This is a genomic window from Pseudomonas triticicola (assembly GCF_019145375.1).
In the GTDB taxonomy this organism is placed as follows: Bacteria; Pseudomonadota; Gammaproteobacteria; order Pseudomonadales; family Pseudomonadaceae; genus Aquipseudomonas; species Aquipseudomonas triticicola.
The window spans coordinates 2,862,740-2,884,347 of sequence record NZ_JAHSTX010000001.1 but is presented as its reverse complement, the minus strand read 5'-3'; the positions used below and the strand labels follow the sequence as shown (position 1 = coordinate 2,884,347).

17 protein-coding genes are annotated in these 21,608 nt (G+C 60.6%); 11 read left to right on the top strand and 6 right to left on the bottom strand.

All coding sequences use genetic code 11. The annotated features are described in order from the left end of the window. Positions 1-617: 617 nt before the first annotated feature. A complete protein-coding gene (locus tag KVG85_RS12785) occupies positions 618-2,030 on the top strand; it encodes an amino acid permease (protein WP_217864023.1) in 1,413 nt (470 codons plus the stop codon). 215 nt (positions 2,031-2,245) lie between these two features. Next, a complete protein-coding gene (gene arfB, locus KVG85_RS12780) occupies positions 2,246-2,659 on the top strand; it encodes an alternative ribosome rescue aminoacyl-tRNA hydrolase ArfB (protein ID WP_016771119.1) in 414 nt (137 codons plus the stop codon). On the opposite strand, the gene KVG85_RS12775 is transcribed toward arfB, so the two are convergent. The 6 genes from KVG85_RS12775 to phhA all read right to left on the bottom strand — a co-directional run bounded on the left by KVG85_RS12775 (position 2,656) and on the right by phhA (position 7,130). Then, a complete protein-coding gene (locus KVG85_RS12775; RefSeq protein ID WP_041479047.1) occupies positions 2,656-3,843 on the bottom strand; it encodes an MFS transporter in 1,188 nt (395 codons plus the stop codon). The two genes, arfB and KVG85_RS12775, sit on opposite strands and share 4 nt — an antisense overlap. Before the next feature lie 112 nt (positions 3,844-3,955). Continuing rightward, the gene (locus tag KVG85_RS12770) at positions 3,956-4,138 is read right to left on the bottom strand and encodes a hypothetical protein (protein WP_217864976.1); all 183 of its coding nucleotides are present in this window, start codon (positions 4,136-4,138) and stop codon (positions 3,956-3,958) included. Positions 4,139-4,208: 70 nt separating this feature from the next. Further along, positions 4,209-4,340, bottom strand: coding sequence for a hypothetical protein (locus tag KVG85_RS26065; RefSeq protein ID WP_016771117.1), 132 nt, complete (start codon positions 4,338-4,340; stop codon positions 4,209-4,211). Positions 4,341-4,673: 333 nt separating this feature from the next. Then, a complete protein-coding gene (locus KVG85_RS12765; RefSeq protein WP_217864022.1) occupies positions 4,674-5,867 on the bottom strand; it encodes an amino acid aminotransferase in 1,194 nt (397 codons plus the stop codon). Then, on the bottom strand, positions 5,867-6,223 hold the full coding sequence (locus tag KVG85_RS12760; RefSeq protein WP_016771115.1) for a 4a-hydroxytetrahydrobiopterin dehydratase: 357 nt from the start codon (positions 6,221-6,223) through the stop codon (positions 5,867-5,869). The genes KVG85_RS12765 and KVG85_RS12760 overlap by 1 nt, the downstream gene beginning before the upstream one ends. A 115-nt stretch (positions 6,224-6,338) precedes the next feature. Continuing rightward, positions 6,339-7,130 carry a phenylalanine 4-monooxygenase gene (gene phhA / locus KVG85_RS12755; protein ID WP_056783748.1) on the bottom strand — a complete coding sequence of 264 codons (792 nt, stop codon included), beginning with the start codon at positions 7,128-7,130 and terminating at the stop codon, positions 6,339-6,341. A 391-nt stretch (positions 7,131-7,521) separates the two neighbouring features. Between phhA and KVG85_RS12750 the strand changes: the two genes are divergently transcribed. The 9 genes from KVG85_RS12750 to KVG85_RS12710 all read left to right on the top strand — a co-directional run bounded on the left by KVG85_RS12750 (position 7,522) and on the right by KVG85_RS12710 (position 21,562). Then, the gene (locus tag KVG85_RS12750; RefSeq protein ID WP_016771113.1) at positions 7,522-9,084 is read left to right on the top strand and encodes a sigma-54-dependent phenylalanine hydroxylase transcriptional regulator PhhR; all 1,563 of its coding nucleotides are present in this window, start codon (positions 7,522-7,524) and stop codon (positions 9,082-9,084) included. A gap of 345 nt (positions 9,085-9,429) precedes the next feature. Then, entirely contained in the window at positions 9,430-10,170 is a 741-nt protein-coding gene (locus tag KVG85_RS12745) for a flagellar basal body rod protein FlgF (protein ID WP_016771112.1), read from the top strand. A 45-nt stretch (positions 10,171-10,215) separates the two neighbouring features. Continuing rightward, positions 10,216-11,001 (top strand): flagellar basal-body rod protein FlgG, encoded by a 786-nt coding sequence (gene flgG / locus KVG85_RS12740; RefSeq protein WP_016771111.1) that lies wholly within the window; start codon positions 10,216-10,218, stop codon positions 10,999-11,001. A 51-nt stretch (positions 11,002-11,052) separates the two neighbouring features. Next, the gene (gene flgH / locus KVG85_RS12735) at positions 11,053-11,748 is read left to right on the top strand and encodes a flagellar basal body L-ring protein FlgH (protein ID WP_016771110.1); all 696 of its coding nucleotides are present in this window, start codon (positions 11,053-11,055) and stop codon (positions 11,746-11,748) included. 27 nt (positions 11,749-11,775) lie between these two features. Next, positions 11,776-12,864 (top strand): flagellar basal body P-ring protein FlgI, encoded by a 1,089-nt coding sequence (locus KVG85_RS12730; protein ID WP_024012083.1) that lies wholly within the window; start codon positions 11,776-11,778, stop codon positions 12,862-12,864. An 11-nt stretch (positions 12,865-12,875) separates the two neighbouring features. Next, a complete protein-coding gene (gene flgJ, locus KVG85_RS12725) occupies positions 12,876-14,192 on the top strand; it encodes a flagellar assembly peptidoglycan hydrolase FlgJ (protein WP_122602227.1) in 1,317 nt (438 codons plus the stop codon). A gap of 25 nt (positions 14,193-14,217) precedes the next feature. Next, a complete protein-coding gene (gene flgK / locus KVG85_RS12720; RefSeq protein WP_071171415.1) occupies positions 14,218-16,263 on the top strand; it encodes a flagellar hook-associated protein FlgK in 2,046 nt (681 codons plus the stop codon). A gap of 13 nt (positions 16,264-16,276) precedes the next feature. Continuing rightward, positions 16,277-17,845 carry a flagellar hook-associated protein 3 gene (locus tag KVG85_RS12715; RefSeq protein ID WP_217864021.1) on the top strand — a complete coding sequence of 523 codons (1,569 nt, stop codon included), beginning with the start codon at positions 16,277-16,279 and terminating at the stop codon, positions 17,843-17,845. A gap of 114 nt (positions 17,846-17,959) precedes the next feature. Next, positions 17,960-21,562 (top strand): glycosyltransferase, encoded by a 3,603-nt coding sequence (locus KVG85_RS12710; RefSeq protein WP_217864020.1) that lies wholly within the window; start codon positions 17,960-17,962, stop codon positions 21,560-21,562. Positions 21,563-21,608 lie beyond the last annotated feature (46 nt).

The window sequence follows — 21,608 nt, the reverse complement described above, 5'->3', positions numbered from 1 at the left end:
TGACGGTACTGGCCCGCCAACCCGGTGATTTCCCGTCTCGCCCTCCGTTGTAAGGAAAAGCTTCCGTAAGCCGACGCAGCGTGCGCCACGCAGGGCTCTGGCGCGCTTGTTTCCAGCCTTCAGGCAGGGTGTGATGCGCCCCAAGCCTGTCGTGCAGGCGAATAACAAGAAGGAGGCGCAATGTACGCCGCGACTGATTTCCACTTCTCCCCGTGGGACGGTTTTCTCCTCGTCCCCGTCGATGGCCTGCAAAGGCCTGACTCACATTTTGCAGCCGCTCGAGACTGTCGAGGCGGACACATGCAATCCCGGCAACCGACACGCTGATCAGGCGGGTCTGGCAGCAGGGGGTTAGCGGTGTACAATGCGCCGCGTTTTAACTGTGACCCTCTGCGTAATCGCAAAAATCTCGAGGCTATCCGCCTTGTTCACTCCGCCGCGCCACAAGCGTGCCGGGTTCGATTTCGTCACAGATAAAAACAAACAGGTGACGCATGACCGTTGTAAATGAGCTGAACTCCTGGTGCCTGCGCTGGGGTTTGATCGGGGCTGCCTGAAATCGCAACCTTGCAGGAACGTCTACTGAACATCATCAAACCTTGCGTGAGACCTTTTTCATGAGTGGACAACCCTCGCAATCAGGCGAGCTTAAGCGCGGCCTGAAAAATCGCCATATTCAACTGATCGCCCTCGGTGGCGCGATCGGTACCGGATTGTTCCTCGGTTCTGCCGGGGTACTGAAATCCGCCGGCCCGTCGATGATCCTCGGCTACGCCATTTGCGGCTTCATCGCCTTCATGATCATGCGCCAGCTCGGCGAAATGATCGTCGAAGAGCCGGTGGCCGGCTCCTTCAGCCATTTCGCGCACAAATATTGGGGCGGTTTCGCCGGTTTCCTCTCGGGTTGGAACTGCTGGATTCTGTACATTCTGGTGGGCATGTCCGAGCTGACAGCGGTCGGCAAGTACATCCATTACTGGGCGCCGGACATCCCGACCTGGGTCTCCGCTGCTGCATTCTTCGTGCTGATCAACGCGATCAACCTGGCCAACGTCAAAGTCTTCGGTGAAGCCGAATTCTGGTTTGCGATCATCAAGGTTGTGGCGATTGTCGGCATGATCGCGCTGGGCAGCTACCTGCTGGTCAGCGGCCATGGCGGCCCGCAAGCCTCGGTCTCCAACCTGTGGTCCCACGGCGGTTTCTTTCCCAACGGGGTGAGCGGTCTGGTGATGGCCATGGCGATCATCATGTTCTCCTTCGGCGGTCTGGAAATGCTCGGTTTCACCGCCGCTGAAGCCGACAAGCCGAAAACCGTGATCCCGAAAGCGATCAACCAGGTGATCTACCGCATCCTGATTTTCTACATCGGTGCACTGGTGATCCTGCTGTCGCTGACTCCTTGGGACAGCCTGCTGGAAACTCTCAATGCGTCGGGCGATTCGTACAGCGGCAGCCCGTTCGTGCAAGTGTTCTCGATGCTCGGCAGCAACACCGCCGCGCACATCCTCAATTTCGTCGTGCTGACCGCCGCGCTGTCGGTGTACAACAGCGGCACCTACTGCAACAGCCGTATGCTGCTGGGCATGGCCGAGCAGGGTGACGCGCCGAAAGCTCTGGCGAAGATCGACAAGCGCGGCGTGCCGGTGCGTTCGATTCTGGCGTCGGCAGCAGTGACGCTGGTTGCCGTGCTGCTCAACTACCTGATCCCGCAGCACGCGCTGGAACTGCTGATGTCGCTGGTGGTTGCGACGCTGGTGATCAACTGGGCGATGATCAGCTACTCGCACTTCAAGTTCCGCCAGCACATGAACCAGACCAAACAGACGCCGCTGTTCAAGGCGCTGTGGTACCCGTACGGCAACTTCGTCTGCCTGGCATTCGTGGTGTTCATCCTCGGCGTGATGCTGCTGATCCCGGGGATTCAGATCTCGGTGTACGCGATTCCGGTGTGGGTGGTGTTCATGTGGGTCTGCTACCTGATCAAGAACAAGCGCAGTGTGCAGCCGGTGGTGGCTGCGACGGCGAAATAACCGCGCAGGCAGAAACGACAAACCCGGCCAGAGTGCCGGGTTTGTTGTTTCCAGAGGTCCCGAAAGATTCCCCTGTGGGAGCGAGCCTGCTCGCGAAAGCGTCGTACCAGCTTGCATAAATGCCGACTGACACACCGCCTTCGCGAGCAGGCTCGCTCCCACAGAGGTTGAGTGAATCAGGTTATCCTGCACGCTCTGATTACGGACGCTTTTCCATGCTGGTGATTTCCAACAATGTGCATCTGCCGGATGCCGAGATCGAATTGACCGCCATCCGCGCGCAAGGCGCCGGTGGACAGAACGTCAACAAGGTCTCCAGTGCCATGCATTTGCGCTTCGACATTCCCAACTCGTCATTGCCGGAGTTCTACAAGGAACGCCTGCTGGCGCTGCGTGACAGCCGTATCACCAGCGACGGCGTGCTGATCATCAAGGCGCAGCAATATCGCACCCAGGAAGCCAACCGCGCCGATGCGCTGGAGCGGCTGGTCGAGCTGATTCTCAGCGCCACCAAAGTGGAAAAGAAACGTCGTCCGACCAAGCCGACCCTCGGTTCGAAGAAGCGTCGGCTGGAGTCGAAAACCAAGCGCGGCAGCATCAAGGCCGGGCGCGGCAAGGTGGACTTCTAAACCTCGCGATACTTCGCCGTGTGCTTGTACAGATAGACACTCAAGCCAAGGCCGCTCAACGCTGCAAATGCGGCGAACAAGAAGATCGAAGCAAAACCGAATCCTGCTGCGATCGCCCCGGCCAGCGGCCCGGTGATCCCCAGCGACAAATCAATGAACAGCGAATAGGCACCGACCGCCGCGCCACGGCTTGAGGCCGGCACCAGATTCACCGCTTCCACGCCCAGCGCCGGGAATACCAGCGAGAAGCCAAAGCCGCTCAGCGCCGCACCGGCCAGTGCCCAATGTGCATCCGGTGCGATCCACAGCAACAACAAACCCAACGTTTCCACCGACAGGCAGGCAATCGCCACGCGGAAGCCGCCGAGGCGGTTGATCAGATTGCCGAACAGCAGCCGCGCGCCGATGAAGCTGGCACCGAACAGGCTCAGGCATAGCACGGCGTTGTCCCAGTGCTGGGTCGCGTAATACAGGGTGATGAAAGTGGCGATGGTGCCGAAGCCGATCGAGCCCAGCGCGAGCCCGCAGCCGTGGGGGAAGACTTTGCCCAGCACATGCATGAACGGCAGGCGTTCACCGGCGACGATCGGCGCGGCGGTCTTCGGCCATGCCAGCGCCAGACCGAGCAAAGCGAGGAGGATGATGCTCACGCCCATGCTCCACAGCCCCAGCCGGCTCACCAGCCAGACACCGAACGGCGCGCCGATCGCCAGGGCGCCGTAACTGGCGATGCCGTTCCAGGAAATCACTTTCGCCGTATTCGCCGCGCCAACCCGACCAATGCCCCAGCCAATCGAGCCCGAGCCGACCAGGCTTTCCGCACTGCCCAGCACCAGACGGCCGATCAACAGGCTGATCAGACTGAGCAGCGGCAGGTTCGGCGTCCACGCGGAAATCAGCATGAACACACCGCTCAAGCCACAGCCAGCGAGGCCGATCATCACTGCGCGTTTGCTGCCCTGGTTGTCGATGATCTTGCCCGCGTACGGGCGGCTGAGCAGGGTGGCGAGGTATTGCACGCTGATCACCAGCCCGGCGATCACCGCACCGAAACCCAGGTCACTGTGGACGTAGCCCGGCAACACGGCGAGCGGGATGCCGATGTTCAGGTAACCGATGAAGGTGAAGAGGACGATGGAGACTACTTGCAGCGTAACCGCCAGCGGACGCTGGGGCTCGGATATAGACGACATGGGTAACGATCCACGGGAGCAGCAGATTAGATAGGCTGCTCATGATACCGGCGTGAACCGTTCAGGGGCGGGGAAAAGTAAAACTATTTGCCGGGCGGCGCTTTCAGAATTTCGCCGGGGCCACCAATTGCGTGGTGACGAGGGCGGCGAGGGCGTTTTCTTCGCTGCCGAAACGTTCGAGCAGGGCAGCTTGCTTCTCGGGCGAGAGGCGATTCCAGATCTCGATCATCTTCTCGGTGGCGCCGATCAGCACGGCAGCTTGGCTTTCGGAGAATTCGTCGGTCATGGCGGGCTCGGGTTTCAGGCAGTGTGGAAAGCGCATGTTAGCGCTTTCCACACGGTCTGTACGGCGGGTCTTACTCTTCGCTGTCGGCTTTGCGGCTGTCAGCGGCTTCTTGCGGCTCGGGCTTTTCAGCACCGGCGTGTTGCGGGGTCGTCTGCTCAGGTACGTGCAGGCTTGGGAAGGGGAGATTGGGAATCTCGTGCATGGGTGCGCTCCTCGCTAAGTCTGTTGATAGATCAGGTGCTCCGCGCTTTACAAAGCCTGCGCAGGATACAGCAGGAAAAATGACAATCAGACTTTTAATTCAAATTAATGCGACAGATGGCCGCAGGGCGCGAGATCAACCGAAAACTAAATGTGGGAACGGGCCCTGTGGTGAGGGGATTTATCCCCGCTGGGCTGCGAAGCGGCCCCAGACCCTGCATACGCGGAATGTCTGACACTCCGCGAGCAACGGTGTACGACTGCTGCGCAGCCGGGCGGGGATGAATCCCCTCGCCACAAGGGCCCGCTCCGACCGGGTTGTGTACTGCAAAAACTATTTGCAGGCGTCAGCGATCGCGTCAGCGAGCAATGCGAGGCGGGTGGCGTCGATGCCGGCGACATTCGCGCGGCCGGAGCTGACCATGTACACGCTATGCCGCTCGCGCAGGGTTTTCACCTGTTCCGGCGACAGGCCGGTGTAGGAGAACATCCCGCGTTGCACACCGATGTGCGCGAAACGCTCGCGCAAACCGTGCGGTTCCAGCGCCTCGACCAAGCCGCTGCGCAACTGCGCGATTCGCAAGCGCATGGCTTCCACTTCATCGGCCCAGCGCGCTTTCAGCTCTGGGTCGGCGAGGATGGTCGCGACCACCGCCGCGCCGTGATCCGGCGGCGTCGACCACAGATTGCGGGCGATATTGGCCAGTTGGCTGCGGATGTCGATGAGCTTGTCAGCGCTGGTCGCGCAGACGATCAGCGCACCGGTGCGGTCGCGGTACAGGCCGAAGTTCTTCGAGCAGGAACTGGTGATCAGCAGCTCCGGCACTTGCGCCGCGAACAACCGGGTCGACCACGCGTCCTGCTCCAGGCCATCGCCAAAACCCTGATAAGCAAAGTCGATCAGCGGCAGCAAATCGCGGCTGCGCACCACTTCAAGCACACGCTTCCAGTCGTCATGGCTCAGGTCGAAACCGGTCGGGTTGTGGCAGCACGCATGCAGCAGCACCACGTCACCCTTCGGCACTTCCCTGAGCACGGCGAGCATCGCTTCGACGTCGAGGCGGTTGTCACTGCCGACGTACGGGTAGTGGCTGACCTTGACCTTGGCGGCGGCGAAAATGGTTTCGTGGATCGGCCAGGTCGGGTTGCTCAACCACACGCCTTTGCCCGGCAGGCATTGCGCAATGAAGTCTGCCGCCAGCCGCAAGGCACCGGTACCGCCCGGGGTCTGGGTGGCGCCGGCGCGTTGTTCGGTGATCAGTTGCGAGTCGGCACCGAGTACCAGCTCATTGATGACCTTGCCGAACAGCGGATTGCCGTGGCCACCGATGTAGGTCTTGGTGTCCTGGCTTTCGACCAGTCGCGCTTCAGCGATTTTCACCGCTTCCGGGATCGGCGTCAGGCCCTGGGCATCCTTGTAGACGCCAACGCCGAGGTCGAACTTGCGCGGATTGGCATCCAGCGCATAGGCCTCCATCAAACCGAGAATCGGGTCGCCGGGGACCCGGCCGATGGCGTCGAAGTGCATTACTTGCGTCCTTCTGCGGTCTTCGCCACTTCGTCAGTGCGCGCAGCCATGATGAAGTCGTTGCGGTGCAGGCCTTTGATCGAATGGCTCCACCAGGTCACGGTGACTTTGCCCCACTCGGTCAGCAGGCCCGGGTGGTGACCTTCGGCCTCGGAGATCTCGCCCACGGCGTTGGTGAAGGCCAGCGCATGCTTGAAGTTCTTGAACAGGAAAACTTTCTCCAACTGCATGATGCCGTCGCGTACTTCGATGTTCCAGTCAGGGATCTGCTTGATCAGGATCGGCAGTTCTTCATCGCTGACTTGTGGCGCATCGGCGCGGCAGGCTTCGCAGTGGGCTTGGTTCAAAGTCGACATGGTGTATTCCTGAAAACGAGTGTGTTTTTTATTAAAGCGCGTGTGCCGTCAATGCCGTCACGCTAAAGCAAAGTGGCGGCGACGGACAGACGCAATTGTCAGCAAAAGTCGCGGTTCAGGCGGCTTTGGGTTTCGGCGGAAATTTCGGCGCGTGCAAGCCCAACTGCATGCCCTGACGAACCATGGCCATGATGTCTTCATGGGCCACGTCGAACAGGCGTTTGAGATTGGGCAGGACGAAGTACAGCGGCTGCAGAATGTCGATGCGATACGGCGTGCGCATGGCTTCCAGCGGATCGAAAACCTGATGCTCGGGCTCGTCCGACAGGCAGTAAACGGTTTCTTTCGGCGAGGACAGAATTCCGCCGCCGTAGATGCGCTTGCCCTGCGGGGTGTCGACCAGACCGAATTCGATGGTCATCCAGTACAACCGTGCCAGATACACGCGCTCTTCCTTGGTCGCTTGCAGGCCGAGCTTGCCGTAGGTGTGGGTGAATTCAGCGAAGTACGGGTTGGTCAGCAACGGGCAATGACCAAAGATCTCGTGAAAGATGTCCGGCTCTTGCAGGTAGTCGAGTTCTTCGCGGGTACGAATGAAGGTGGCGACGGGGAATTGCTTGCTGGCAAGCAACTCGAAAAAGGTCTGGAAAGGAATCAGCGCTGGCACCCGGGCAACTTGCCAGCCAGTGGTCTCGCCGAGGACTTTATTGATCTCGGCCAGTTGCGGGATGCGGTCGTGGGGCAGACCGAGTTTTTCGATACCGTCCAGGTATTCCTGGCACGCGCGACCTTCGATCACCTTCAACTGGCGAGTGATCAGCGTGTTCCACACCGCATGTTCTTCGGCGGGGTAGTCGATAAAACCTTGCGCATCGGGCTCGCGAGCCACGTATTGCGTCTGCTTCATGCTGCTCTCCTGCTAGGAAATTCGTTTTTGTTATGTCCAGCGATGGCTAAAGGAATACCCCAGAGCGCGAAGCTGCGCAGCATGTTGAGCGGTGAATTCGTAGGAAAATTCTGCTTGTTTCGTAAAGTTATCTTTACGCTTTGTCGGGTAATGCGCATTTACGGTGATTGGCGGGTTTGAAAAGGGCAGGGGCTGTCACATAATCTTGACAACTATCTGCGTGCCTCGACAGAAAACAGTTCGGCGCGCAACGCGTTTCCCTGTGGGAGCGAGCTTGCTCGCGAAAGCGGTGGGCCTGACACATCAATGCAGGATGTGCCGCCGCCTTCGCGAGCAAACTCGCTCCCACACGGGCATTGGTCAATTTCCCAATCTTGTCGGGCCTTTTTCTATGCGCATCAAAGTCCACTGCCAGAACCGCATCGGCATCCTGCGCGACATTCTCAATCTGCTGGTGGCGTACGGGATCAACGTTGCCCGCGGTGAAGTTGGCGGTGAGCATGGCAATGCGATCTATCTGCACTGCCCGAACCTGATCAACATCCAGTTCCAGGCATTGCGCCCCAAGTTCGAGGCGATCGGCGGGGTGTTTGGGGTCAAGCGCGTCGGGCTGATGCCCAGTGAACGCCGGCACATGGAATTGAACGCACTGCTTGGCGCGCTGGAGTTTCCGGTGCTGTCGATCGACATGGGCGGCTCGATCGTTGCGGCCAACCGCGCGGCGGCGCAGTTGCTCGGCGTGCGCGTCGATGAGGTGCCGGGGATTCCGCTGTCGCGCTACGCCGAGGATTTCGACCTGCCCGAACTGGTGCGCGCCAACAAATCGCGGATCAACGGCATGCGCGTCAAGGTCAAGGGCGACATCTTTCTCGCCGACATCGCGCCGCTGCAATCGGAGCACGATGACAGCGAGGCCATGGCCGGCGCCGTGCTGACGCTGCACCGCGCCGATCGGGTCGGCGAGCGAATCTACAATGTGCGCAAGCAAGAGCTGCGCGGGTTCGACAGCATCTTTCAAAGCTCGAAAGTCATGGCCGCTGTGGTCCGCGAAGCGCGGCGCATGGCGCCGCTGGATGCGCCGCTATTAATAGAAGGCGAAACCGGCACTGGCAAGGAACTGCTGGCGCGCGCCTGCCACCTCGCCAGCCCGCGCGGACAGTCACCGTTGATGGCGCTCAACTGCGCCGGACTGCCGGAGTCGATGGCCGAGACCGAACTGTTCGGCTACGGCCCCGGCGCTTTCGAAGGCGCTCGTGCTGAGGGCAAGCTTGGCCTGCTGGAGTTGACCGCTGGCGGCACGCTGTTTCTCGATGGCGTCGGCGAGATGAGCCCGCGCTTGCAGGTCAAGCTGCTGCGCTTTCTTCAGGACGGTTGCTTCCGTCGCGTCGGCAGTGATGAAGAGGTCTATCTCGATGTGCGGGTGATCTGCGCGACCCAGGTGGACTTGTCCGAATTGTGCGCGCGCGGCGAGTTTCGTCAGGATCTCTATCACCGCTTGAACGTGCTGTCGCTGCACATCCCGCCACTGCGCGAATGCCTCGACGGTCTGACGCCGCTGGTTGAACACTTTCTCGATCAGGCCAGTCGGCAGATCGGCTGTCCGCTGCCGAAACTGGCCCCGGCGGCGATGGATCGCCTCAGCCATTACCACTGGCCGGGCAACGTGCGGCAGTTGGAGAACGTACTGTTCCAGGCGGTTTCCCTGTGCGACGGCGGCACGGTCAAGGCCGAACATATTCGCCTGCCGGATTACGGCGTGCGTCAGCCGCTTGGCGACTTCTCCCTCGACGGAAGTCTCGACGAGATCGTCGGGCGTTTCGAGAAAGCCGTGCTGGAACGCTTGTATTCCGAGCACCCGAGTAGTCGGCAGTTGGGCAAGCGGCTGGGGGTTTCGCACACCACCATTGCCAATAAGCTGCGTGAGTATGAGGTGGGTAAAACCTCCGAAAGCTAAATAGAGCCTTTGTGGCGAGGGGATTTATCCCCGATGGGCGGCGAAGCCGCCCCGCTTTTCCTTCCCAGCGACCTCATTTGCAGGCTTGGCGACTGCTGCGCAGCCGAACGGGGATAAATCCCCTCGCCACAGGATCGCCATCCCCCCGCTGAACTGAGGATTGCCACCAACCGGCATGACACCGCCGGTTTTTCGTCTTCCACCCATTTCAAATTCCCCCTCCGATCCCCTCAAGTCCCCTGTTTACCGGGCATTCGCCCGCCAATAAAAAGTTGGTCTGCAAATTGCTTATGGCTGAGCAGTACAGCGGTGGGCGGCAAACGTCCGGCATGCAGAGGAAACACAGTGGACAAGTACCTTTATGTGGCAATGACCGGCGCCAGCCAGAACGCACTGGCGCAGCGGGCGCATGCCAACAACCTGGCGAACATCTCCACCAACGGCTTCCAGCGCGACCTCGAGCAGGCGCGTTCGATGCCGGTGTTCGGTGACAGCTTTCCGGCGCGTGCGTTTGCCATGAGCGAACGTCCCGCCACCGACTTCACGCCGGGCTCGCTGGTGCAGACCGGACGTGAACTCGACGTCGCGGTATCCGGCAACGGTTTCATCGCCGTGCAAAACCCCAGCGGTGGTGAAAGCTACGTGCGCACCGGCAGCCTCAACATCGACGCCCTCGGCGTATTGCGCGCCGGCAACGGCATGCCGGTGATCGGTAATGGCGGCCCGATCGCCGTGCCGCCCGAGCAGCAGGTCGAAGTCGGCGAAGACGGCACCATCAGCATTCGCGCGATGGGCGAAGGCCCGCGCGTCATGGCCGAAGTCGACCGGATCAAACTGGTCAACCCGGACATCAAGAACATGAACAAAGGCCTCGACGGTTCGATTTACACCAAGGACGGCCAGCCGGCGCAAGCCGACGCCAACGTCAAACTGGTCTCGGGTTTCCTCGAGTCGAGCAACGTCAATGCCGTGGAAGAAATGACTTCGGTGCTGGCCCTGGCCAAGCAGTTCGAGTTGCACGTCAAGATGATGAACACCGCCAAAGACGACGACCAGGCCATGGCTCGGGTCTTGCAGATCAGCTAATTATCAGAACGTCGCGCCGTAAAACAGGCGCACGAGGAGAATCGAATGCTTCCGGCTCTATGGGTTGCCAAAACCGGTCTGTCCGCCCAGGACACCAACCTGACCACCATTTCCAACAACCTGGCGAACGTCTCGACCACGGGTTTCAAACGTGACCGTGCCGAGTTCCAGGACTTGCTCTATCAGATCAAGCGTCAGCCAGGTGCCCAGTCGACCCAGGACAGCGAACTGCCGTCGGGTCTGCAAGTGGGTACCGGTGTGCGCATTGTCGGCACCCAGAAAAACTTCACCGCCGGCAGCCTGCAAACCACCGAGCAGCCACTGGACATGGCCATCGACGGTCGCGGTTTCTTCCAGATCCTGCAGCCGGACGGCACCACGTCCTACACCCGTGACGGTACTTTCCACCTCGACTCCAATGGCCAGATCGTCAACGCCAGCGGTTTCGCACTGGAACCGGCGATCATCATTCCGAACGATGCGCAGACCTTCACTGTCGGCCGTGACGGCACCGTGTCGATCACCATCGCCGGCAACCCGGCCTCGCAAGTGATCGGCAACCTGCAGACCGCCGACTTCATCAACCCGGCCGGCCTGCAAGCGGTGGGCAACAACCTGTTCCTGGAAACCGCTGCTTCCGGCGCGCCGCAGATCGGCACCCCGGGCCTCAACGGTTTCGGTACCACGCTGCAGAACACCTTGGAAACCTCCAACGTCAGCACCGTTGAAGAGATGGTCAACATGATCACCACTCAACGCGCCTACGAGATGAACTCCAAGGTGATCTCCACCGCCGACCAGATGCTCTCGTTCGTAACGCAGAATCTGTAATCCAGTCTTTGGGGCGGCCTGAGGTCGCCAGCAACACCGTGAGGTAGGGTCATGAAGCGCTTTGTATCTGTTCTGGCATTGAGTGGGGTCGTCTCGCTCGCGGGCTGCGTCGCCCCGACGCCCAAGCCCAATGACCCTTACTACGCCCCGGTGTTGCCGCGCACACCGTTGCCGGCGGCTGCCAACAACGGCTCGATCTATCAGGCCGGCTTCGAGCAGAACCTGTACAGCGACCGCAAGGCGTTCCGGGTCGGTGACATCATCACCATCACCCTGAACGAGCGCACCCAGGCGAGCAAGAACGCCAACTCGCAGATGGACAAGAACAGCGATAACTCGATCGGTCTGACCTCGTTGTTCGGCTCCAGCCTGACCACCAACAACCCGATTGGCGGCGGTGACCTGAGCCTCAACGCCGGCTACAGCGCCGACCGCTCGACCAAGGGCGACGCCAAGTCCGGGCAGAGCAACAGCCTGACCGGTTCGATCACCGTGACCGTAGCCGACGTGCTGCCCAACGGCATCATCGCCGTGCGTGGCGAGAAGTGGCTGACGCTCAACACTGGTGACGAACTGGTGCGCATCGCCGGCATGGTCCGCGCTGATGACATCGCGACCGACAACACCGTGTCGTCGACCCGTGTCGCCGATGCGCGCATCACCTACTCGGGTACCGGCGCGTTTGCCGATACGAGTCAGCCAGGCTGGTTCGACCGTTTCTTCCTCAGCCCGCTGTTCCCTTTCTAGGTGGCTACGTTGAATCTGAAAAGCCTTATGGTGGCCGCGTTGTTGATGTCTGCGGCGTTCACCGCACACGCCGAGCGGCTGAAAGACATCGCCAGCATTTCCGGCGTGCGCTCCAACCAGTTGATCGGTTACGGCCTGGTGGTCGGGCTTAACGGCACCGGTGACCAGACGACGCAGACCCCGTTCACCCTGCAGACCTTCAACAACATGCTCTCGCAGTTCGGCATCAAGGTGCCGCCGGGATCGGGCAACGTGCAGTTGAAGAACGTCGCGGCGGTGTCGGTGAGTGCCGATCTGCCAGCGTTTGCCAAACCGGGTCAGCAGGTCGACATCACCGTGTCCTCGATCGGTAACTCCAAGAGCCTGCGCGGCGGCACCTTGCTGCTGACGCCGCTCAAGGGTATCGACGGCAACGTCTACGCAATCGCTCAGGGCAACCTCGTGGTTGGCGGTTTCGACGCTGAAGGCCGTGATGGTTCGAAGATTACCGTCAACGTTCCGTCGGCCGGTCGCATCCCTGGCGGTGCGTCGGTGGAACGTGCGGTGCCGAGCGGTTTCAACCAGGGCAACAGCCTGACGCTGAACCTCAACCGTTCCGACTTCACCACCGCCAAGCGCATCGTCGACAAGGTCAACGACATGCTCGGCCCTGGCGTCGCCCAAGCCATCGACGGCGGATCGGTGCGGGTCACTGCGCCACTGGATCCGAGCCAGCGAGTCGACTACCTGTCGATTCTGGAAAACCTTGAAATCGATCCGGGTCAGGCGGTGGCAAAAGTCATCATCAACTCGCGTACCGGCACCATCGTCATCGGCCAGAACGTGAAAGTGTCGCCAGCCGCCGTGACCCACGGCAGCCTGACGGTGACCATCACCGAAGACCCGATCGTCAGCCAGCCTGGCCCGCTGTCCAACGGCCAGACCGCTGTTGTACCGCGCTCGCGAGTGAATGCCGAACAGGAAGCCAAACCGATGTTCAAGTTCGGCCCGGGCACCACCCTCGACGAGATCGTCCGTGCGGTGAACCAGGTCGGCGCAGCACCGGGTGACCTGATGGCAATTCTCGAAGCTCTGAAGCAGGCCGGCGCATTGCAAGCCGACCTGATCGTGATCTGAGGCCGGCCACCATGGATATGCGCAAAAGCGGTCTGGTCAGCAGCAGCGATTCGGGTTCCTACTCCGACCTCAATCGTCTGAACCAGCTCAAGGTCGGCGACAAGAACAGCGACGAAAACATGCGCAAGGTTGCGCAGGAATTCGAGTCGCTGTTCCTCGGCGAAATGCTCAAGTCGATGCGCTCGGCCACCGAAGCGCTTGGTCAGGACAACCCGCTGAACACGCCGGCGGCCAAGCAGTATCAGGAAATGTACGACCAGCAGTTGGCGGTTTCCATGTCCCGCGAGGGCGGTGGTATAGGTCTGGCCGACGTGCTGATCCGGCAGATGTCGAAGAACAAACCGATGGCACCGGGCGAGGCTGCAGCTGCGTCCGCCGCCAAGCAGCAGGAAGCGCTGGCCAAGGCCGCCGCCGTGCCGACGCCGATTGCCGCCGGCACCGTCGCCACCGGTCCGCTGTCCCGCGTGAACGGCGAGCGTCCGTTGTGGGCATCGCGCTCGGTGCATGCGCCGAACAACACCGATATTTCCCATCGCAACGACATGGCGCTGATCAACCAGCGGCGTCTGGCATTGCCGCCGAAACTGGCCGATCGCTTGCTCGCAGGCCTGGTGCCGTCGGCGCCGAGCGTGGCCACTGCCAGCACTGCGGCCGCAGCGACCAACGCCTTGCCGCAACGTGCTGCGACTACCGCCGTCACAGGCTCCGGCGCTTTGTACAACGGCGACTGGCTGGCCCGTGCCGAAGAGCAGAAAGCCGCTGGCGGGCAGATGCAGGTCTACGGCCGCGCTATGGCGCAGATTCCGCTGGCACCGGCGAAAAAGGCCTTCAGTTCCGCCGACGAATTCGTCAACACCATGCTGCCGATGGCCAAGGAAGCCGCCGACCGCATCGGCGTCGATCCGCGTTATCTGGTGGCGCAAGCGGCACTGGAAACCGGTTGGGGCAAATCGGTCATGCGCGCTCAGGATGGCAGTAGCAGCCACAACCTGTTCGGCATCAAGGCCAGCAGTAACTGGAAGGGCGATTCGGCCCGCGCGATCACCAGCGAGTTCCGCAATGGCGCGATGGTCAAGGAGACGGCCGAGTTCCGTTCCTACGCCTCGTACAAGGACAGCTTCCACGATCTGGTGACGTTGCTGCAGAGCAACAATCGCTATCAAGAAGTGCTGAAGTCGGCCGATAACCCAGAACAGTTTGTACGCGAGTTGCAGAAGGCCGGTTACGCCACCGACCCGAACTACGCGACGAAGATTTCGCAAATTGCCAAGCAGATGAACAGTTTTGAAAACTACGCTGCGGCGGGTGTCTCCACCACGCCTTTATAAGGCACCAGGTAATAAGGTCTGAACCATGAGTTTGCTCAATATCGGGATGTCGGGACTGTCGGCCAGCCAGTCCTCTCTGGCTACGACAGGCAACAACATTGCCAACGTCGACACCGCCGGTTATTCACGTCAGCAAACCGTGCAGGGCACCAAGTCCTCGCAGCAGTACGGCAGCGTTTTCATCGGCACGGGCACGACCCTGGCCGACGTGCGCCGGGTGTACAACTCGTACCTGGAATCGCAGCTGCACACCGCGACTTCGCTGGACAGCGAATCGGCTGCGTTTCTCAAGCAGGCGACGCCGCTGGACGCCATGCTGTCGGACACCAACACCGGCCTGACCGGTGTGCTGCAGAAATTCTTCACCTCGATGCAGGGTGTATCGACGTCGGCCACCGATGACACTTCGCGTCAGTCGGTGCTGACCGGCGCGCAGGCGCTGACCAGCCGCTTCAATACCCTGGCCAAGCAGCTCAACGACCAGAACACCACGATCAACGGCAGCCTCGGCGACATGACTGCCCAGGTGAACAAACTCGCCACGGCGATCGCCAATCTCAACCAGAAGATCGGCGAAATCTCCACCAGTGGCGGGGCGCCGAACGACCTGCTCGACAGCCGTAACGAAGCCGTGCGTCAGCTCTCCGAGCTGACCGGTGCGCAAGTCGTCGAGCGCGGCACCAGCTTCGACATTTATGTCGGCAGCGGCCAGCCGCTGGTCATCGGCAACACCACCAACAGCCTGAGCATGGTCGCGAGCAAGACCGACCCTTCGCGCATGTCGATCCAGATGGATCGCGGTTCGAGCACCATCGACATCACTTCGGTGATCAGCGGTGGCGAAATCGGCGGTCTGCTGACCTATCGCAAGGAAGTCCTCGACCCATCGCTCAACGAGCTCGGTCGCGTGGCGCTGGTGATTGCCGATCAGATCAACAGCCAGCAAGCCCAGGGCATCGACAAGAACGGTGACTTTGGCGCGGCGATTTTCAACAACATCAACAGTGCCGCCCTGATCAGTCAGCGCAGCATTGCGAAGGACGGCAACAGCGCCGGCTCCGGCAACCTCGATGTGACCATCAAGGACACCGGCAAGCTGACCACCAGCGATTATCAGGTGACCTTCACCAGCGCCACTGATTACACCGTCAAGCGTTCCGACGGCACCGATCTGGGCGCGTTCAGCACCACGACCAATCCGCCGCCAGTGATCGACGGTTTCACCCTGGCCTTGAATGGCGGCGCGCTGAGCGCGGGTGACTCGTTCAAGATCACGCCGACCCGCAACGCGGCGGCGAGCATTCAGACGGTCCTGACCGATCCGAAGAAAATCGCTGCGGCAGGTCCGCTGACCGGTGTCGCCAGCGCCAACGGTCTGGGCACTTACACCCAGCCGACGCTCAGCGACAAGATCGACATCTACAACCCGACCGCCCAGGCTGACATGCAGGCGGCGCTGAAGAATTCGACGCCGGTCAAACTGGTCTTCGGCGCGGCCAGCGGCGGCAGCCAGTCGTACAACCTGGTCGACGCCAAAGGCGCGACCATCGGCACCGGCACCATCGTCCCTGGCCAATCGAACACGCTGAACCTGAAAGTCGGCATCGTCGATGCCAGCGGCAACCCGGTGATGGACACTACCGTCACGCCGAACGTGCAGAAGACCTTCACCGTGCAGACCACCGTGGGCGGCACGCCGAAAACCGGCGAGACCTTCACCATGAACCTGACCGGCGCGGCGTCTTCGGACAACCGCAACGCCCAGGCACTGGTCGCATTGCAAACCAAACAGACCGTGGACACCGGTTCGGCGAGCAAGGGCATCAGCCTGACCGACGCCTACAACACCCTGGTGACCAACGTCGGTACCAAGACCGCCCAAGGCAAGTCCGACAGCGCCGCGACCACGGCGATTCTGGAGAACGCCAAGGGTGCCCGCGATTCGCTTTCCGGGGTCAACCTGGACGAAGAAACCGGCAACCTGGTCAAGTACCAGCAGTACTACACAGCGTCTTCGCAGATCATCAAAGCTGCGCAGGAAACTTTCGCCACGCTGATCAACAGCCTTTAAGGAGTCGTAATTCATGCGCATTTCCACCGCCCAGTATTACGGAACGCAAGCTTCGGATTATCAGCGTAACTTCAACAAGGCCGTTGCCACCGCGAGCGAGGCGAGCAGCCTGCAACGCATCAACACTGCCGCCGACGATCCGATCGGTGCCGGGCGTCTGCTGCAGCTGGGCCAGCAGGCAGCGATGCTCGATCAGTACAAGACCAACGTCGATACCACCAAAAGCGCACTGACCGTGCAGGAGTCCACGCTGGACGCCATCACCACGGCGTTGTCACGTGCCAAGGAGCTCGCGCTGGCCGCGAACAACGGCACGATCACCGACAAGGACCGCCAGGCGTACGCTGCGGAACTGGGCCAGATCCAGCAACAAGTGCTGGGGCTGATGAACGCCAAGGACGCCAACGGTAACTACCTGTTCTCCGGTTCGAAAACCGACACCGCGCCGTATTCGCAAAACACCGACGGCACCTACACGTACAACGGCGACCAGACCACCATCAATCTGGGCATCGGCGATGGCCTGACAGTCGGCACCAACACCACCGGTTGGGATGCCTTCCAGCAGACCATCAATACCGCCCGCACCAGCGTCAAGATGACCGCCCCGGCGGTGGACGATGGTCGCGTGGTGCTGTCCAACGGCACGGTCGGTACCGAAGCTACTTACAACGCCAAATTCACCAGTGGTCAGCCGTACACCGTCAGCTTCATCAGCAGCACGCAGATGCAAATCACCGACGCCCTGGGCAACGACGTGACTGCTGAAGCGAGCAAGAACGGCGTGATCAGCAATACCAGCGGCTCCAACCAGAGTTTCAGCTTCCGTGGCATCGACATGAAGCTGAATATCAACCTGAAAGAAGGCGACACCAACCCGGACGCAGTCATTGCCGGGCACAGCTTTCAGCTGGCGGTAAGCCCTGATACGTTCACCACCACGCGCAGCCCGGGCAATACCTCTACAGCGGTGATTACTGGATCGACCATCACCGATCAGGCAGCCTACACTGCGGCATTCCCGCAGGGCGGCGCGGTACTCAAGTTCACCAGTGCCACCGATTTCGATCTGTACGCAGCACCGGTCACCGCCGACAGCAAACCGGTGTCTTCGGGCACCGTGGTCGGTGGCAACGCAACGGCCGCCGGTGTGACGTTTGCCTTGGGCAACACCCCGGCAACCGGTGATCAGTTCTCGATACAGCCGAACAATCACCAGACGCAGAATATTCTCGACACACTGGGTCAGATGATTGGCGCATTGAACACGCCAATCGATGGCGATCCTGTAGCCAAGCAAAAACTGCAAGGTGCGATGGAGGCGGGTCTCGGCAATATCGACGCCGCTACCAACCAGATTGGCACGGCGGTCACTTCGATCGGTGCGCGCGGGCAGGCGCTGGATATGCAGAGCGTCACCAATGACAGCCTGAGCACGGCCAACACCACGACGCAGGGCTCGATTCGTGATTCGGATCCGGCTGAAGTCATGACCCGCCTGACCTTGCAGCAGACCATGTTGCAGGCTGCGCAACTGGCGTTCAGCAAAATCAGCCAGTTGGGTCTGTTCAACAAGATCTGATAGTGACCGGGTGTGCAAGCACCCGGTACGTTGGCTCTTGAGTTTTTATAGTCTTTTTTTCGCGGTTTGAGGGCTCGCTGTTCCGGTCGGGTTCGCGCCGCCTGCGAGTCCACCGTGAATTCTCTCCCCCTTGTCAGCCTTGTGATTCCTGCCTTCAATCCGCGCTTCTTCGAGCGGGCGCTGCGCAGCGCTATCAGTCAGGGCTACGGCAATCTTGAAATCATCGTGTGCGATGACAGTCGTGGCGATGAAATAGAGGCGATTGTTGTCGCGCTGAGTGAGCAGAGCGGCGTTGCCGTGCGCTATGTGCGTAATCCGCGCACCTTGGGCATGGTCGGCAATCTGCAGGCCTGCCTGGTTCAGGCCCAGGGCGAGTTCATCAAGTTTTTGTGTGACGACGATCAGTTGTTCACCAGTTGCATCGAGCGCCAGGCCGACGTGCTGGCTCATCGCGACGAAGTCAATCTGGTGCTGGCTCAGCGTCTGTTCTGGGACGCCGATGACATGGTCCTGCCATCCCGGCTGGAGAACACGCCGCTGTCGCCGATCAGCGGGTTGTTCAAGGGTGATGACCTGCTGGCGCTCTTCGAATCGTTTCCAGCGAACATTCTCGGTGGGTTCAGTAATGCACTGTTCCGCCGTGCTGACGTGGCCGAACTACTGCCAGCGTTGACACAGCCGGGCCATTGTTTTGTCGCAAGCCTCGATTTTGCCCTGTTCGTTTGTCTGCTGCGGCGCGGCAATGCAATGGTCTCCAATCATGTCTTGAGCGTCGAACGCCTCTATCCCGATCGTCTCAGCGCTCAGCAAGCGATGAAGGACGCGCTTGAGGTCGAACGGCAATGGCTGTTGCAAATGCTCAAGGCTCGCAGCGGTGAGTCGGCGCCTGCGCCGGGATGGGTGCGTTATGTCCCCATGCCCAAGGCCGATGACTCACCGAGAGTCTGGGAGGAGTTGCCGCTGAGCCGAACGCTCGGCACCAAGCAGAGTGCCCAGAAATGGCAAGTGGGCGGCGAAAGCCAGAGTTTTTCCGAGCTTTATGCGCAGTGGCTGGAGTGTCGCACGCTCAGTGACGTGCAGCGTCGGTTGCTGCCCGACACTTTGGCCGAGTGGCCTTCCACACCGCGTTTTGTGCCCATTGTGATTGATGAGCAAGGCAGCCCTGCGGCGCTGGAGCGAACCCTGGAAAGTCTCGCCGCACAGATCTATGCGCCGGAACTCACACTGGTGCTGTCGAACGATTGCGCTGAGCCGGTTCTGCATGAACGGGTGTTCCATCTGCCGTTGCAGGAAGACTATCTGCAACAGATCAATCAGTTGCTGCCGCAGCTCGAAGGCGCCGACTGGTTCTACTTGCTGCGCGCCGGTGATCGTCTGGTGGCCCCGGCCTTGCTGATGATGGCGGAACGCATCGCCTTCAATAGTGATCTGGATTGTGTCTACAGCGATGAAGGCAGCTTGCGTGCGGGTGAGTCGATGGAGCCGGCCTTCAAGCCCGACTTCAATCTGGACCTGATGCGCACCTTCCCTTACGTCGGTCGTGCGCTGGCGTTTCGGCGCGCGGCTTTTCTCGCAATGGGCGGTTTCGATTCGACGTTCACAGAGCTGGCGCCTCACGACATGCTCTGGCGCATGGTTGAGGATCAGGGCACTCAGGTGGTGGGCCATCTGGCCGAAATTGCCATCGAGTCGTCATTCGACCTGAGCCAATGGTTGTCTTTGCCAGCCGTGACGCAAACCAACCCGCGATTGTTGTCGGCACATCTTGATCGCCTGGGGATCGCCCATGATCTGCGCCGCGGCAGCGTCGAGCTGCTCAATCGGGTCGATTACCGCCATGCGCGTCGCCCGTTGGTGTCGATCATCATTTCCACCCGCGACCAGGTCGCTGCCTTGCAACGCTGCGTCGAAAGCCTGTTGGAGAAAACCGTCTACAGCGAGTACGAACTGTTGCTGGTCGACAACGCCAGCGAGACAGCCGAGGCGCGCACCTGGCTGGACGGTATGGCGCAACTGGGCAGCGAGCGCGTGCGGGTGCTGAGTTACCCGCGCCTGGGTAACCTCGCCGCATTGCGCAATTTTGCCGTTGGCCAGGCGAAGGGCGAATACGTGCTGTTACTCAACCCCTATACCGTGATCACACAGAGTGACTGGCTGGATGAGTTGCTTAACCACGCCCAGCGTCCGGAAGTCGGTATCGTCGGGGCGAAACTCTTCAACCCCGACGGCCATGTGCTGCATGCGGGCCTGGTGCTCGGTTTGCAGGGCGCTGCCGGTCTGCCGTTCTACGGACAGGCGATGCAGTCGTCCGGGTACATGTTCCGCTTGCAGGCGGTGCAGAACCTGAGCGCCGTCGGCGCCGATTGCCTGATGGTGCGCAAGTCCGTATACGAAGCGGCTGACGGCCTGGACGAGCAGGAGCTGCCGCGCACGCTGCATGAAGTCGACCTGGCCATGCGCGTGGCCAGCCAGGGATATCTCGTAGTGTGGACGCCTTATGCGACCCTGGCGCTTGGTGCGCAGCCGATCGAGACGGTCAACAATGAAGAAACCACCTCGCACAGCCAGCAGGAAGAAACATTCTACAAACGGTGGCTGCCGTTCATTGCGCGGGATCCGGCCTACAATCCCAATCTGGCGTTGTACAAGCATACCGGTTCCAGTTTCACCCTCGAGCCGGGCCTGCGCGCTGGCTGGACGCCCTTCAGCCACAGCACCTTGCCGAAGATTCTGGGTTTGCCGATCAATGCATCGGCTATCGGTCATTATCGTGTCACGCAACCGCTGATCGAGCTTGAGGCGGCGGGCAGGGTGCAAGGGCAGATCCGCTACAGCGTAAATCTGCCGCCGATCGTCGAAATCGAGCGGCTGGCACCGGATGTGATCATTCTGCAAGGGCGTTACACCGAAGCACCGGTCAATGAAATTCCGCTGCTGCGCAACTACTTCCAAGCCCGACGCATCTATGAACTGGACGACTACGTCATCGATGTGCCTCATCGCAACGCCCACATTCGCAACATGCCGGACAAGCATGAGATGGAGCGGATCGTGCGCCGGGGGATCGGCTTGTGTGATCGCGTCGTGGTCTCGACCGAGCCGTTGGCCAATGCCTTGTCAGACATGCATCACGATATCCGTGTGGTGCCTAACATGTTGGCAAAAGAGTTCTGGAGCAATCTGCGCAGCCAGCGCCGTACTTCAAAGAAACCGCGTGTGGGCTGGGGTGGCGGCACCAGTCACCATGGTGACCTGGCGGTGATTGCGGATGTCGTGCGCGAACTTGCTGACGAGGTTGACTGGGTGTTTTTTGGCATGTGCCCGGATGACTTGCGCCCTTATATGCATGAATTCCATGGCGTCATCGCCCTTGACGCATACCCGGCGAAACTTGCCAGCCTTAATCTCGACTTGGCTCTGGCGCCGCTGGAGTTTCATATCTTCAACGACTGCAAGAGCAATTTGCGTCTGCTGGAATACGGCGCTTGCGGCTACCCGGTCATTTGTACGGACACCGAGGCGTACCGAGGTTACCTGCCGTGCACGCGGATCAAGACCAATACGACCGATGAGTGGCTGCAGGCTATCCGCATGCATCTGGCTGATCCGGATGCCAGTTATCGCATGGGCGACGAATTGCGTGAGGTGGTACTGCGTGACTATGTACTGCGTGGTGATAATTTGCGGCATTGGGAATATGGCTGGTTGGCGGATTGATTGAAATGCAGTCGTGACCATTCGAACAGGCGCCTTTGATTAAAGC